General features: G+C 45.5%; 12 protein-coding genes and 1 pseudogene. 9 read left to right on the top strand and 4 right to left on the bottom strand.

The features are described 5' to 3' along the window. Positions 1 to 197 (top strand): annotated as a pseudogene (locus B9T16_RS17550) (hypothetical protein); the annotation flags it as partial. A gap of 389 nt (positions 198 to 586) precedes the next feature. Here B9T16_RS17550 and B9T16_RS17545 read toward each other — a convergent pair. Then, positions 587 to 721 carry a hypothetical protein gene (locus B9T16_RS17545; protein ID WP_410245369.1) on the bottom strand — a complete coding sequence of 45 codons (135 nt, stop codon included), beginning with the start codon at positions 719 to 721 and terminating at the stop codon, positions 587 to 589. Between the two features lie 772 nt (positions 722 to 1,493). On the opposite strand from B9T16_RS17545, the gene atpD reads away from it, so the two are divergent. From atpD to ppk1, 5 genes are all read left to right on the top strand, one after another. Further along, complete coding sequence (gene atpD / locus B9T16_RS17540) at positions 1,494 to 2,951, top strand: F0F1 ATP synthase subunit beta (RefSeq protein ID WP_410245368.1); 1,458 nt, start codon at positions 1,494 to 1,496, stop codon at positions 2,949 to 2,951. 127 nt (positions 2,952 to 3,078) lie between these two features. Further along, the gene (atpC, locus tag B9T16_RS17535; protein ID WP_006617134.1) at positions 3,079 to 3,495 is read left to right on the top strand and encodes an ATP synthase F1 subunit epsilon; all 417 of its coding nucleotides are present in this window, start codon (positions 3,079 to 3,081) and stop codon (positions 3,493 to 3,495) included. A 521-nt stretch (positions 3,496 to 4,016) separates the two neighbouring features. Beyond that, positions 4,017 to 5,930, top strand: coding sequence for a molecular chaperone DnaK (gene dnaK, locus B9T16_RS17530; RefSeq protein WP_006617135.1), 1,914 nt, complete (start codon positions 4,017 to 4,019; stop codon positions 5,928 to 5,930). 104 nt (positions 5,931 to 6,034) lie between these two features. Beyond that, complete coding sequence (locus B9T16_RS17525; RefSeq protein ID WP_410245370.1) at positions 6,035 to 6,511, top strand: DUF4112 domain-containing protein; 477 nt, start codon at positions 6,035 to 6,037, stop codon at positions 6,509 to 6,511. Between the two features lie 328 nt (positions 6,512 to 6,839). Further along, the gene (gene ppk1, locus B9T16_RS17520; protein ID WP_410245367.1) at positions 6,840 to 8,951 is read left to right on the top strand and encodes a polyphosphate kinase 1; all 2,112 of its coding nucleotides are present in this window, start codon (positions 6,840 to 6,842) and stop codon (positions 8,949 to 8,951) included. 116 nt (positions 8,952 to 9,067) lie between these two features. Here the strand turns inward: ppk1 and psbC are convergent, their stop codons facing one another. Continuing rightward, on the bottom strand, positions 9,068 to 10,450 hold the full coding sequence (gene psbC / locus B9T16_RS17515; protein ID WP_006617905.1) for a photosystem II reaction center protein CP43: 1,383 nt from the start codon (positions 10,448 to 10,450) through the stop codon (positions 9,068 to 9,070). Further along, on the bottom strand, positions 10,434 to 11,492 hold the full coding sequence (psbD, locus tag B9T16_RS17510) for a photosystem II D2 protein (photosystem q(a) protein) (RefSeq protein WP_006620420.1): 1,059 nt from the start codon (positions 11,490 to 11,492) through the stop codon (positions 10,434 to 10,436). Before psbD ends, psbC begins: the two co-directional genes overlap by 17 nt. 104 nt (positions 11,493 to 11,596) lie before the next feature. Between psbD and B9T16_RS17505 the strand changes: the two genes are divergently transcribed. From B9T16_RS17505 to B9T16_RS17495, 3 genes are read left to right on the top strand one after another with little or no spacing between them, the layout of a single operon-like run. Continuing rightward, the gene (locus B9T16_RS17505; protein ID WP_006617907.1) at positions 11,597 to 12,169 is read left to right on the top strand and encodes a photosystem I assembly protein Ycf4; all 573 of its coding nucleotides are present in this window, start codon (positions 11,597 to 11,599) and stop codon (positions 12,167 to 12,169) included. 10 nt (positions 12,170 to 12,179) lie between these two features. After that, on the top strand, positions 12,180 to 12,956 hold the full coding sequence (locus B9T16_RS17500) for a peptidylprolyl isomerase (protein WP_410245366.1): 777 nt from the start codon (positions 12,180 to 12,182) through the stop codon (positions 12,954 to 12,956). A gap of 47 nt (positions 12,957 to 13,003) precedes the next feature. Continuing rightward, entirely contained in the window at positions 13,004 to 14,143 is a 1,140-nt protein-coding gene (locus tag B9T16_RS17495) for a beta-ketoacyl-ACP synthase (RefSeq protein WP_410245365.1), read from the top strand. Between the two features lie 195 nt (positions 14,144 to 14,338). Here B9T16_RS17495 and B9T16_RS17490 read toward each other — a convergent pair. Next, the coding region (locus B9T16_RS17490; protein WP_410245364.1) for a calcium-binding protein at positions 14,339 to 14,907 on the bottom strand (569 nt) is incomplete at its 5' end.

The following is a 14,907-nucleotide window of genomic DNA, read 5'->3' as shown; positions in this document are numbered from 1 at the left end:
CCTTTNTAGTGGAGGTTAATGGTAAACGATTTACAGCGTGCAAAAAACTCTCAATCAATGGTTTTACCTACTGGAACCTCAAAGGGTGGGATGGTAGCGTCAATCATCACATTTACATAGGAAAAGCTGACCAAGTTACTGTAGATAAGCTAACAGAAGCAGCGTTAGCTATGATTGCTAAGTGCAGAACAGCCTAACAGATAACAGCTACCCCAATAACTTAAATGACCCCCTATGGTTTCTGACTGTAGGGGGTGCTTGCATATTTTTTGATTAATAGTCTATTGCAACAGTCTGGGATTGCAACAGTCTATTGCAACAGTCTATTGGAAGTTTATATGAACCCACCCCTAATTTACCCACAATAAACACCCTAAACCAAAACCTTAACCCGTCTATTAGGGGTACTGAGTTCTGAACATGATGATTACCCCTATAAATTGGAGACTTGCTGAGGATTATGTGGGTATCGGTTTCGATGGTAAAGCAATTCCCTAGGATTATGTAGGTATCAGCGAGAGATGACGAAACAAGTTACCAGTTGAAAAGTTGTTTGGGGGTATCGCTTCAGTATGTCATAGCCAGGTTAGTCGTGATTATGCGATCGCATTTTGTTGGTAGTGAGTAGGCTCCTCAAGATTTCACTAATAATCTGACTCCCATAGATAACCGGATAGGCAGCCTGATATCTTTGTACATTGATAGGGGTATCGTTGTACATTGATAACCTAGTGGGTTCCCCCTATAGCTACCTACRGCTATCATGTTGACTTTGAGCCATAGATAAATCCCACTGCGATCGCACTCATACATTTCTATGGTTAGCACTGGTAGCTTTAGGCAATACCCTGCAAAATCGAACCCATACCCTCCCCCTAACCGAAACAAGCACTATTGGGGAAACGACCGACGTGATAGCAGTCAATGGTGAGGAACGAACCGATAGGCTTGCCATTGACGGGTATCACAAGGGAGTTACCCTGTCTGTGTTTGGTTAGGGGGAGATATAGGTATTTGACAGTTCCCCTAGGTTATGCTTGTTGACTGAGTAATCAACCGTTGACAGAATTATTTTCCTGTGCTAGGACTAGGTTATGAGTAATATTTGAGTAACTAGGCATAGTTATCGGGTTGAGTAATAACCCGCTATCGCTGTCAGGATAAGGGTTTAAGTTAAATGGTTCTGGGTGGTTGACAACCACCCAGAGTTAATGCTAAGATATTGACATATCGCTACATAATCGAGTATTTGCCGTTATAAAAAAAATGGTTATATCTCAATTATACTAAATGATAGCATAACTAAAAGCAAAAAGCAACCCCGCCAACTGAGTGCAAAAGAAATTGGGGCGGCGGGGGAAAATTTTTAGGGTTTGCTCAGGGAAGTTGTTCTTGATGTCTCCATAGAGTGATACCCTAAGAAATGGCAATATTAAATTCTTCTAAAGCTTGCCGAAACATCGGATTAGCGAAATAAGGAAATAGGCGAAAGCATGGTCAGCACCGCAGAAAAAACAAAAATCGGCTACATTACCCAAGTAATTGGTCCAGTTGTAGATATTAAGTTCCCTGATGGCAAACTGCCGGAAATCTACAACGCTCTGAAAATCTCTGGCAAAAACGAAGCCGGCCAAGAGATTTCCGTGGTCTGTGAAGTTCAACAACTTCTTGGTGATAACCAAGTGCGATCGGTTGCCATGAGTGGCACAGATGGCTTGGTTCGCGGTATGGAAGCCACAGACACTGGCAGATCAATTCAGGTTCCAGTAGGTTCTGGAACCCTAGGTCGGATCTTTAACGTTGTTGGTGAACCTATTGATAACCTGGGTCCGGTTCCCAATGATGAAACTTCTTCTATCCACCGCCCGGCACCGGCTTTCGTAGATTTGGAGACTAGCCCATCAGTCTTTGAAACAGGAATTAAAGTGGTAGACCTGTTGGCTCCCTATCGTCGTGGAGGCAAAATCGGCCTGTTTGGGGGGGCTGGTGTTGGTAAAACTGTAATTATTATGGAGTTGATCAACAACATCGCTAAGGCTCACGGGGGTGTTTCCGTGTTTGGTGGTGTGGGAGAGCGTACCCGCGAAGGGAATGACCTCTACAACGAAATGATCGAGTCCGGGGTAATTAACAAAGAAGATCTGGGTCAGTCTAAGGTGGCTCTGGTTTATGGACAGATGAATGAACCCCCCGGAGCGCGGATGCGGGTGGCTCTGTCGGCTCTGACAATGGCTGAATACTTCCGTGATGTCAGTAAACAAGACGTTCTATTATTTATTGACAATATCTTCCGGTTTGTACAAGCGGGTTCGGAAGTGTCTGCACTCCTGGGACGGATGCCTTCTGCTGTGGGATATCAGCCCACCTTGGGCACGGAAATGGGTGAGCTGCAAGAACGGATTACTTCTACTAAAGAGGGCTCAATTACCTCTATCCAAGCGGTATATGTTCCGGCTGATGACTTGACCGACCCGGCACCGGCTACTACTTTCGCTCACTTGGACGCGACTACTGTATTGTCTCGTGCTTTGGCATCGAAGGGTATTTATCCGGCGGTTGACCCCCTCGATTCTAGTTCGACTATGTTACAGCCTAGTGTGGTCGGGGAAGAACACTACCAGACTGCTCGTGCTGTACAGTCTACTTTGCAGCGCTATAAAGAACTGCAAGATATTATCGCGATTCTGGGTCTTGATGAACTTTCCGAAGAAGACCGCCTAGTTGTGGCTCGGGCTCGGAAAATTGAACGGTTCCTATCTCAGCCTTTCTTTGTGGCTGAGGTGTTTACTGGTTCTCCGGGTCAGTATGTGCCCCTGGAAAAAACTATTAAGGGTTTCCAGATGATTCTCAATGGAGAACTAGACCACCTGCCAGAACAAGCCTTTTATCTGGTCGGTGATATCGATATGGCGATCGCTAAAGGCGAAAAAATGAAGGCTGAGAATAAATAACTCGGTCTGAATTAACCTGGAAAGGTGTAGTTAGAGAGTCAGAGTCAGAGGAGATAATCCGCCTGATTCTGATTCTTGAGTGCAAAAAAGGCGCTTCAATTGTGGATTTTACTATTAATAACTGAAAATGACATTAACTGTGCGTGTTATAGCCCCAGACCAAACGGTTTGGGATGATACGGCTCAAGAGGTGATTCTCCCAAGCACTACAGGTCAGCTTGGTATTCTTAGTGATCACGCTCCCCTACTAACGGCTTTAGATCCGGGAGTTATGAGGGTGAGAGCTAAAAATGAATGGATGAGTATTGCCCTAATGGAAGGGTTTGCTGAAGTTCAAAACAATGAAATAACTGTTCTGGTCAATGGTGCCGAAAAGGGTACAAATATTGATGTTGAGAAGGCTCGCGAAGCCTTTAATCAAGCTCAAGCAGCCCTAGAAACTGCTAACGCTGGTGCTAATGTGCAGGAACAACTGAAAGCGAAGCAAGGGTTGAAGCGTGCCAGAGCCCGTCTACAGGCGGCGGGTGACAAGGTGGTGGAATAACCAGTTTCTGGTGAAATCAACCACCAAGAAAGAAGAGACAAGGCGTGCTTATAGACAGGGCGTGCCTTGTCTGTGCGTTTTTTATGAAAAGGTTTAGTGATGGTTTTTCAGACTGTCAATTAAGTGAACTAGCCAACGATACAGGAGAGGATAGTTGCTAATTGATCAGCATTGTCGATAATTGCCGTTTGGCGGTAAATACAACCGGGGGGTTAGGGTTTGCCACCATATCAAATGCGATCGCAGCCTATACAGTATTAAATATATATCGCAAATAGCGAGGAAAGGTTAGTTGACAAGGAGTTTAACCGTCCCCTAGAGGTTCGGTAAATACCCCTTCATGAAAATGACTAACCGCCCACAGTATAGAGATAAGAATCGATCCTGAAGATCTTATTCAAATAAGAACCCCCGGACTAAATTAAAGTTTCCAGGTTTGACCTGTGGTCAGATACTTGGGTGAATCGATAACGCCTGAGTAAAGCCGATTTTGTAGTTATGATAGGAGAAAAGACACCAATATGGGAAAGGTAGTTGGAATTGACTTAGGAACCACAAACTCTTGTGTAGCGGTAATGGAAGGTGGTAAACCCACTGTAATCGCTAATGCTGAGGGTCTTCGCACCACCCCGTCAGTAGTTGCTTATGCTAAAAATGGCGATCAGCTAGTGGGACAAATCGCCAAGCGCCAAGCGGTAATGAACCCCGACAACACATTCTATTCAGTAAAACGGTTCATTGGCCGTAAGCAGGAAGAAGTTAGTAATGAGTCTACAGAAGTTTCTTACAAGGTTCTCAGAGACAGTAGCGGCAACGTTAAGCTAGACTGTCCGGCACGAGATAGACAATTTGCGCCAGAGGAAATTTCCGCCCAGGTACTACGCAAACTGGTAGAAGATGCTAGTACCTATCTAGGGGAAACGGTAACGGAAGCTGTAATCACTGTTCCGGCTTACTTTAATGACTCTCAACGCCAAGCGACTAAGGATGCTGGTAAAATTGCTGGTATTGAAGTTAAGCGGATTATTAACGAGCCTACGGCTGCTTCCCTAGCCTATGGGATGGATAAAAAAAGCAATGAGACTATTTTAGTCTTTGACCTTGGGGGTGGTACTTTTGATGTTTCCATCCTAGAAGTGGGTGATGGGGTATTTGAGGTATTGGCTACCTCTGGTGATACTCACCTGGGTGGTGATGACTTCGACAAGAAAATAGTGGACTACCTCGCTGGGGAGTTCATGAAAGGAGAAGGCGTTGATCTGCGTAAGGATAAACAGGCGCTACAACGGCTAACAGAAGCGTCGGAAAAAGCGAAGCAGGAACTATCTAGCGTTACCCAAGCTGAAATTAACTTGCCGTTTATTACGGCGACTAGCGATGGTCCTAAACATTTGGATATGACCCTGACCCGCGCTAAGTTTGAGGAAATCTGCTCTGATTTAATTGACCGCTGTCGTATTCCTGTGGAAAATGCGATCCGGGATGCGAAACTGGATAAGTCTGCTATTAATGAAGTGGTAATGGTGGGCGGGTCTACTCGTATTCCGGCGGTTAAGGAGTTGGTTAAACGGGTTCTGGGTAAGGAACCTAACCAAACGGTGAACCCTGATGAAGTGGTGGCTGTGGGTGCGGCAATTCAAGCGGGTGTTCTGGCTGGTGAGGTTAAGGATATTCTGCTGCTAGATGTTACCCCTCTGTCTCTGGGTGTGGAAACTCTGGGCGGTGTGATGACTAAGATTATTCCCCGTAATACGACGATTCCTACTAAGAAGTCTGAGGTGTTCTCAACTGCAGTTGATGGTCAGACTAATGTGGAGATTCACGTTCTCCAAGGTGAACGGGAAATGTCCAATGATAACAAGAGTTTGGGAACTTTCCGCCTAGATGGGATTCCTCCGGCTCCCCGTGGTGTTCCTCAAATTGAGGTAACTTTTGATATTGATGCCAATGGTATCTTGAATGTTACCGCTAAGGATAAGGGTACTGGTAAGGAACAATCTATCAGCATTACTGGTGCTTCTACTTTACCTGATACGGAAGTTGAACGCATGGTTAAGGAAGCTGAAAAGAATGCAGCCACCGACCGTGAACGCCGCGAACGTATTGACCGTAAGAACCAGGCTGATACTTTGGCTTATCAGGCTGAAAAGCAAATTTCGGAACTGGGTGATAAGGTTCCGGCTGAGGATAAGTCTAAGATTGAGGCTATGATTAAGGACTTGCGGGATGCGATCGCTCAAGAAAATGATGATCAGATTAAAACTTTAACTACTGATCTGCAACAGGCGCTATATACTCTCAGCAGTAATCTATATCAGCAAGCTGGTGGCGCAGCGCCGGGTGCTGAAGGGCCTGGACCGGGTGCGGGTCCCAATGATGGTGACGGCGGCGGTTCTGATGATGTGATTGATGCGGACTTTACCGAGGCTAAATAAGTTAGTTAAGGTTGAGTATTGCAGATAATTAGACTCGGATTTACTGATAGAGGGTATTATATTAATATCCCTCTATTTTTTTGGGAATTTGTCGAGGAGGTTCTTTGAAAAAAGCGATCGCATTACGAGAACTCAGACAATTTAGTGATTTTTTAGATCGAGCTATTCGGATTCCGGGAACTTCCCAAGGTATTGGTTTAGATCCTCTCATCGGATTAATTCCCGGTGGTGGTGATTTATTGGGAGCGGTATTAGCTGGATATATTGTGTTTAGGTCTTTCCAATTAGGTCTACCTAAGAAATTATTGCTGATTATGACATACAATATTGTTATAGATACGGTGTTAGGAACTGTGCCTATATTTGGTGATTTCTTTGATGTCCTTTGGAAAGCTAATGTTAAAAATGTCGATATTTTAGAATCCTATTTAATGGATTCTGAAGAGGAAGATATAACCAATATTAACAACTATTCAGATGGGGATTTTAGGGGTAAGGGTTGCCTGATATTTACGGCGGTGTTATTCAGCATAATTATCCTAATTTTGGTATTAATAATTATCCTGGCTATAACAGGTTAAATAATGTGGAATTACCTAGATATATGGGCAGAAATTCTGGATAAAGCAGGATTATATATCAAAGGGCGATCGCTTTAATCATACTTAACCAAAATTTAACATATAGTAACTGCCAGAATAATTAGGGAGTTGGCTGTTCCCTGTGGTAAGGAAAGACCAGGTACAGCTTATCTATACTTTTCAGTGTTAAACTTCCTATAGTATGTATTAACTGTTACCCGATTCAGGTATTATCCAATCAATCACCTGTTTCCCTGACTCCCAGGATGAATTTTAGATTAGGGCAAAATCTAAAAAAACCGACAACTCCACATCTGTCAAAATTGACATGAGGGACCCTCAATACTTTTTTAACCGAGAACTTAGTTGGTTAGAATTTAACCGCCGGGTACTAGCGGAAGCATTAGATTCTCGCACGCCACTATTAGAGCGTCTAAAATTTATGGCAATATTTAGTTCCAATTTAGACGAATTTTTTATGGTGAGGGTAGCCGGGTTAAAACGACAAATGGAAGCCCATGTTAATAAACTTACCCCTGACGGTCGCACTCCCAGACAGCAGCTTACAGAGATTCACGAAAAGTTGCTACCCATGGTATCTGAGCAACATAATGTTTTCGATAAAACTATCAAAGCCGAACTCGCCCAACATAATATTCACCTACTAAACTACATCGACTTAAATCAGGAACAGCGTAACTATTTACACGAGTATTTCGAGTCACAAATTTTCCCAGTTCTCACTCCGTTAGCCATTGATAGAAGCCATCCTTTTCCCTACTTATCTAACCTCAGTCTTAATCTAGTGGTGGTGCTAAAAAATCCCGAAACTAACGAAGATTTATTAGCTAGAATTAAAGTCCCGAAACTATTACCTAGATTTATTGCACTTCCCAACCAATCCCATAAACCCGAAGAAGGCGAGAGTTATTTTTGGGCGGGAGTTCCGATTGAACAGCTAATTGCTCATAATTTGGAATCTCTATTTCTGGGAATGAATATTCTGGATTACTATCCTTTCCGAATTACCCGGGATGCGGATTTATCGGTTCAGGAGGATGAAGGGGATGATTTATTACTAGCAATTGAACAGGAGTTAAGGAAGCGGCGTTTAGGCGGTTCTGTGGTGAGATTAGAAGTAAATACCGCCATGCCCCAGTATATCAGAGATATGTTAATGGAGGAACTAGAAATAGCTCCAGAGGATATTTATAGCTTAGATGGACTGCTAGACCTGAAAGATTTGATGTCGTTTATATCCCTTCCTATACCGGAGTTAAAAGATGCTGATTGGACTCCGGCTCTACCCAAATGGTTAGCTGATAGTGATGAAACTACCTGTTCGAGTAATGGTGAACTGGAAAAGGATATTTTTGCGATTATTAGACAGGGTGATGTATTGGTGCATCATCCTTATCAATCTTTTTCAGCAACAGTACAGCAGTTTATTACCCAGGCGGCGGATGATCCGAATGTATTGGCGATTAAGATGACTTTGTACCGAACTTCTGGGGATTCGCCAATTATTAATGCTCTGATTGCGGCGGCGGAGAATGGTAAACAGGTGGCGGCTTTAGTGGAGTTAAAGGCGCGATTTGATGAGGAAAATAATATTCATTGGGCGCGGAAGTTAGAACAGCGGGGAGTTCATGTGGTTTATGGGGTGGTGGGGTTAAAAACCCATACCAAAATTGTGATGGTTGTGCGCCATGAAGAAGGTCATATCCGCCGTTATGTTCATATTGGTACGGGAAACTATAACCCCAAAACGGCGAAACTTTATACAGATTTGGGGTTGTTTAGTTGTCGGGAAGAGTTGGGAGAGGATTTAACGGATTTGTTTAATTTCTTGACGGGGTATTCTCGCCAACAGTCCTATCGGAAATTGCTGATTGCGCCTGTGAATATGCGCGATCGCTTTTTGGGTTTAATTCGCCGAGAAATTGACAACTGTAACGCCGGGAAGACAGGCCGAATTGTGGCGAAGATGAATTCTTTAGTAGACCCGGAAATAATTGCTACTCTTTATGAGGCTTCCATGGCGGGAGTAACGATTGATTTAATTGTGCGAGGGATTTGTTGTTTACGTCCGGGGGTGAAAGGAATTAGTGAAAATATCAATGTAATTAGTATTGTGGGGCGATTTCTGGAACACTCTCGGATTTTCTATTTCCACAATCATGGTGAGGAGGAGGTTTATATTGGTTCAGCAGATTGGATGCCGAGAAATTTGAACCGACGAGTAGAGGCGATCGCACCCGTGGAAGAACCGAAACTTGCCAAAGATTTACAGGAAATCCTAGGGATTATGCTATCAGATAATCGTCATGCTTGGGATTTACAGTCAGACGGGATTTATATTCAGCGTCAACCGGCTGATAAGGCTCCTCAACTAAGCGCCCAAACAATTTTTATGGAAACTGCGGAAACGGGGAAATAAAGTCCTATCAAAGGGCAAAAAAACCCCACCGTTTATAGGTGGGGTAAATTGTCGTAACTGTTAGGAAATCAATCTCCAATTCCCCCTGTTATCAAGGGAGAATTAAGGAGACTGAATTAGTCTAGGTCAGGCATAGCGAGAACTGGCTCAGTCTCGCGATCAATTCCTTTTTCAAAGCCAGCCACAGCAGCGCGGGCGCGACCTGCGTGCCACAAGTGACCAATCAGGAAGAAGAAAGCGAGAATAAAGTGAGAAGCAGCCAGCCAAGCACGGGGGTTAACGTAGTTGAACCCTTGAGCTTCGGTAATGATACCGCCTACGGAGTTGATAGAACCGTTAGGAGCATGGGTCATGTACTCAGCAGCGCGACGTACTTGCCAAGGCTGAATGTCATTTTTGAGTTTGTTCAGGTCAAGGCCGTTAGGTCCACGCAGAGGCTCAAGCCAGGGGCCTTTGAAGTCCCAGAAACGCATGGTTTCACCACCGAAGATGATTTCACCAGTGGGGGAGCGCATCAGGTATTTACCCAGACCAGTGGGGCCTTGGGCGGAACCGATGTTAGCACCGAGTTTTTGGTCACGAACTAGGAACACAAAGGACTGAGCTTGGGATGCTTCAGCGTTAGTGGGGCCATAGAATTCGCTGGGATAAGCGGTGTTGTTAAACCAGACGAAAGCGGAGGCAATGAAAGCCATCAGAGACAAAGCACCGAGGCTGTAGGATAGATAGGCTTCTCCAGACCAGATGAAGGCACGACGAGCCCAACCAAAGGGCTTAGTCAAGATGTGCCAAACACCACCAGCGATGCAGATCAGACCGATCCAGATATGACCGCCGATGATATCTTCCATGTTGTCTACACCAATCATCCAACCTTCACCACCGAAGGGAGCTTTCAGCAGGTAGCCAAAGATTACCAACGGGTTGAGGGTAGGATTGTTGATGATACGAACGTCACCACCACCAGGAGCCCAAGTATCGTAGACACCGCCAAGGAACATGGCTTTGAATACGAGTAAAAGGGCACCGCAGCCCAACAGAATCAGGTGATAACCGATGATGTTGGTCATTTGGTTTTTATCTTTCCAGTCGTATCCGAAGAAGGAGGAATATTCTTCCAGGACTTCAGGACCACGAACAGCGTGATAAATGCCACCTAAGCCGAGAACTGCAGAGGAGATCAAGTGTAGTACGCCGACGACGAAGTAGGGGAAAGTGTTAATCACTTCACCACCAGCGCCGACACCCCAACCTTGGGTAGCCAAGTGAGGCAACAGAATCAGACCTTGCTCGTACATGGGCTTTTCGGGAACGAAGTGGGACACTTCAAACAGGGTCATTGCCCCAGCCCAGAATACGATTAGTCCAGCATGGGCTACATGAGCGCCCAGCAGTTTTCCAGAAAGATTGATTAAACGAGCGTTACCAGACCACCAAGCGAACCCTGTGGATTCTTGGTCGCGACCGCCTAAGTAAGAATTGCTAGAGAGCGTTACCACGCGGTAATACCTCCTCAGGGAATACAAAGTTTTGATGAGGTTGATCGGCTGGAGCCATCCAAGCGCGAATACCCTCGTTGAGCAGAATGTTCTTAGTATAGAAGGTTTCAAACTCAGGATCTTCTGCTGCGCGCAGTTCTTGTGACACGAAGTCATAAGCCCGCAGGTTTACAGCTAGACCCACTACACCGATGGAACACATCCACAGGCCTGTTACGGGAACGAACAGCATGAAGAAGTGTAACCAACGTTTGTTTGAAAAAGCAATACCGAAAATTTGAGACCAAAAGCGGTTGGCTGTCACCATGGAATAGGTTTCTTCCGCTTGGGTGGGTTCAAAGGCTCGGAAGGTGTTAGAACCTTCTCCGTCTTCAAACAGGGTGTTTTCTACTGTAGCACCATGAATAGCACATAGTAGCGCACCACCGAGGATGCCAGCAACTCCCATCATGTGGAAGGGGTTGAGAGTCCAGTTATGGAATCCTTGGAAAAATAGGATAAACCGGAAGATGCCTGCTACCCCAAAGCTGGGAGCAAAGAACCACCCGGACTGACCCAAGGGGTACATTAAGAATACGCTCACGAACACGGCAATAGGGCCGGTGAAAGCGATCGCATTATAAGGACGAATGCCAACCAACCGGGCGATTTCTAACTGACGCAGGCAGAACCCAATCAGTGCGAAAGCTCCGTGCAGGGCAACAAAAGCCCATAAACCCCCTAATTGGCACCAGCGGGTAAAGTCCCACTGAGCTTCGGGACCCCACAGGAACAGTAGGGAGTGGCCCAAACTGTTGGCGGGGGTGCTGACGGCAGCGGTCAGGAAGTTGCAACCTTCTAGGTAGGAACTGGCGAGTCCGTGGGTGTACCAAGAGGTAACAAAGGTGGTTCCTGTCAACCATCCCCCAATCGACAGATAGGCGCAGGGGAAAAGCAGGATACCCGACCATCCCACAAATACGAACCGATCGCGCTTCAGCCAGTCATCGAGGACATCAAACCATCCTCTGGTGACTTGAGGGCGCTCGACTGCTATAGTCATTTGAGAACGTTCCTCGGGATTTTTTAAGGATCATGCTTTATTAAGCAAGTTAACATAAATATATATTACAGTTAACATTTTTGGCAAAGGTTTATGAGATTTTTATGAACACACAGACAGAAAAGGCCGCTATGGGCGATCGCATTCTTGAAAAGCAAATCTTAGGTTCGCGTCGCTTCAGTAACTACTTTTGGGCGACCACAATCACTGTTGGCGGGGTAGGTTTTCTGCTGGCTGGGCTTTCCAGCTATTTAGGCAAGAACCTGTTACCCTTTGCTGACCCCTCCCAATTAATTTTTCTACCCCAGGGGCTGGTCATGGGACTGTATGGCACTGCTGCCATATTATTAGCGACATACCTATGGCTAGTCGTTATCTGGGATCTTGGTGGCGGTTATAATAAATTTGACCAGGAAACTGGGGAAATCCAGATTTTTCGTTGGGGGTTTCCTGGCAAGAACCGCCGGGTTGAGTTCAACTGCAATCGCTCCCAAGTCCAATCTATTCGGGTAGATATCAAAGAAGGACTTAGCCCCCGTCGCGCCTTGTATCTAAAATTAAAGGATAGGCGGGAAATTCCTTTAACCAGGGTAGGCCAGCCTATGGCTTTATCTGACCTAGAAAATGATGGGGCCCAACTCGCTAAGTTTCTACAGGTTCCCCTGGAGGGACTTTAACATCAGCTAGATGAAAAATAGACTACTCACAATGATTAGAGGGTGGCTGTGGCTTTTGTCTCTGGTAGCGCTGGTTATGGTAACTGGCTGTAGCAGCCCATCAACTGGGGACTCCATGGATGCCCAAAATACCACTCCACCCGGCAGCCAAAGGGCTGCTTCGATTTCTGCAACTAATAATTCAAGCATAATGAGTAATTTATCAAGACTCGAAGGAAAGGCAACTATTGTCATGACGGTTAACGGATCGCCGATTACTATTGAAGTGGACGGCGAAGCCGCCCCAATTACGGCGGGAAATTTTGTAGATCTCGTTAATCGTGGGGTTTATGATGGGGTGTCTTTTCATCGTGTCGTGCGCGACCCACAACCTTTTGTGGTTCAGGGTGGCGACCCCCAAAGTAAGGATGAAACTGTTCCGACTTCTCGGTTAGGTACAGGGGGATTTATTGACCCGGAGACTTCCCAACAGCGCTATATCCCCTTGGAAATTAAACCGAGGAATGCGGATGAACCTATTTATGGCAAAACCTTTGATCAGGCTAAGATTAATGTGGCTCCCGTATTAAGCCATACCCGGGGGGCGGTAGCTATGGCTCGTTCAGCACTACCTGATTCTGCTTCTTCTCAGTTCTATTTTGCTCTGTCGGATTTGCCTTTCCTCGATGGCAATTATGCGGTTTTTGGCTATGTTGTCGATGGTATGGCGGTTGTAGACCAAATTGAACAGGGCGATCGCATTGAGTCGGCTCAGATTATTACGGGGTTAGAAAACCTCAAAAATTAGCAGATTGTTACGATTTGCAACAAGAAACTTAGTTTCTAGGTTGGTCAGTGGCTGTGGATGTTGTGGTGACAGGAATAGGTTTGCGTTCGGCTTTCGGCGCTCTCAACCAGACTTGGGAAGCCATCATGAAGGGTCAGACGGCGATCGCCTTGTCTCAACCTTTCCGGGAACTTCCCCCGTCGCCTCTAGCAATGTGGGGAAGCCAACCGGGCCACCTACAGCCACTAATTCAGCCGACAGTGGCTGATACTTTAGCAGATGCCGGGTTAGAATTTCCCTTAACTGATTGTGGGGTAGTAGTTGGGTCTTCTCGTGGCTACCAAGCCGATTTAGAAGGACTGGCTAGGGACACTACAGACGGTTGTCTGGGATTATTCCCTGGTTTTCTCCATGGTCAACTAGCCGCTACGATCGCCGGTATAATTGGCTCTGAGGGTCCGGTATTGAGTCCTATGGCGGCTTGTGCGACGGGACTGTGGGCGATCGCTCAAGGATTTGAGTTAATTAAAACCCAACAATGTCAGCGTGTGATCGTTGGGGCGATCGAGGCTCCCATTACTCCCCTAAGTTTAATCGGATTTGCCAAAATGGGTGCTTTAGCCTCTGAGTCTGCTTACCCATTTTCTCGGCGGCGAGATGGTTTAGCCTTGGGAGAAGGCGCGGCGCTTTTGGTATTGGAGTCAGCAGAACTTGCCCATAGTCGCCATGGTAAAATTTATGGCAGTATTTTAGGCTTTGGTGTCACCGTAGATGCCTGCTATCATAATAAGCCTGATGGTGAGGGAAAAAGTGCGATCGCTGCTATTCAAAGAAGCCTTAATCACAGCCATCTTCATCCTACTGATATTGATTATATTCACGCCCACGGAACTGCTACCATTTTAAATGATAAACACGAAGCCTTTATTATTAATCAACTATTCCCCGATGGTGTAGCGGTGAGTTCCACCAAAGGCGCAACAGGTCACACTTTGGGTGCTTCTGGTGCTTTGGGGGTCGCCTTTTGTTTAAAGGCATTAGAACAGCAACTTTTACCGCCTTGTGTAGGGTTACAGGATTTAGAATTTCCCCTAGATGTAGTCACCACTCCCCGGTCAACTGTCGTCAATAATGTGCTATGTTTAGGGTTTGGATTTGGGGGACAAAATGTGGCGATCGCTTTAGGTACTAATCCTTATAAAAACTAGATTTTATCACCTTTTTTAAAACCTTTTAATAACATTACCAAACTGACATATATACCACCTATATAGATAAAAAAGTAGAGACAAATTATGCTTTGCCTCTACTGTTAATAAGTAGGCTTATTATATTCAGCCTAATGATTGAAAGTCCGACTAGGGAATGGTAAAATTCTCATCCCACCTAGACCGAATCAGACATTAGATAAAGGTGAAGATATCATCATTTTCCAAACTGATATCAGTCAACCCTTGCAAGATTCCCACCAGTTCCCTGGGAGCTTCCGAGTTAGGAGGATTAACTTGGTAAATCGCCGTAGCATTAGCAAATCCCTGGGGTAAATTACCAATCTCGTAATTAGCAGGAGTTCCCGGCAGAATAATTAAGTCTTGATTCATCTGAAAATCAGCTACCACACTGTAGCCATCCCCAGGAACCAGGATAAACGTATCATTACCCTCTCCTCCCCGGAGAGTATCAATTCCTCGCATTCCTCCGTACAAGACATCATTACCGTTATCACCCCAGAGTTCATTATTACCCGCACCACCGATTAAAGTATCATTGCCCTGACCTCCGAAGAGAGTATCATTACCACCCTGTCCAAATAGGAGATCATCATCCTTATTTCCAAACAGCACATCATTACCATTGCCACCCACAAGCGTATCATTACCCTGACCCCCAAACAGAGTATTATTACCAGCAGTTCCCTGAAGGAAGTCATTACCCTGAAAACCTAGTAAAGTTTCATCCGAGGCACTACCCA

Source organism: Arthrospira sp. PCC 8006, from assembly GCF_046480465.1.
Lineage (GTDB): Bacteria > Cyanobacteriota > Cyanobacteriia > Cyanobacteriales > Microcoleaceae > Limnospira > Limnospira platensis.
The sequence above is the reverse complement of the archived record's forward strand: the minus strand, read 5'-3'. Positions and strand labels throughout refer to the sequence as shown.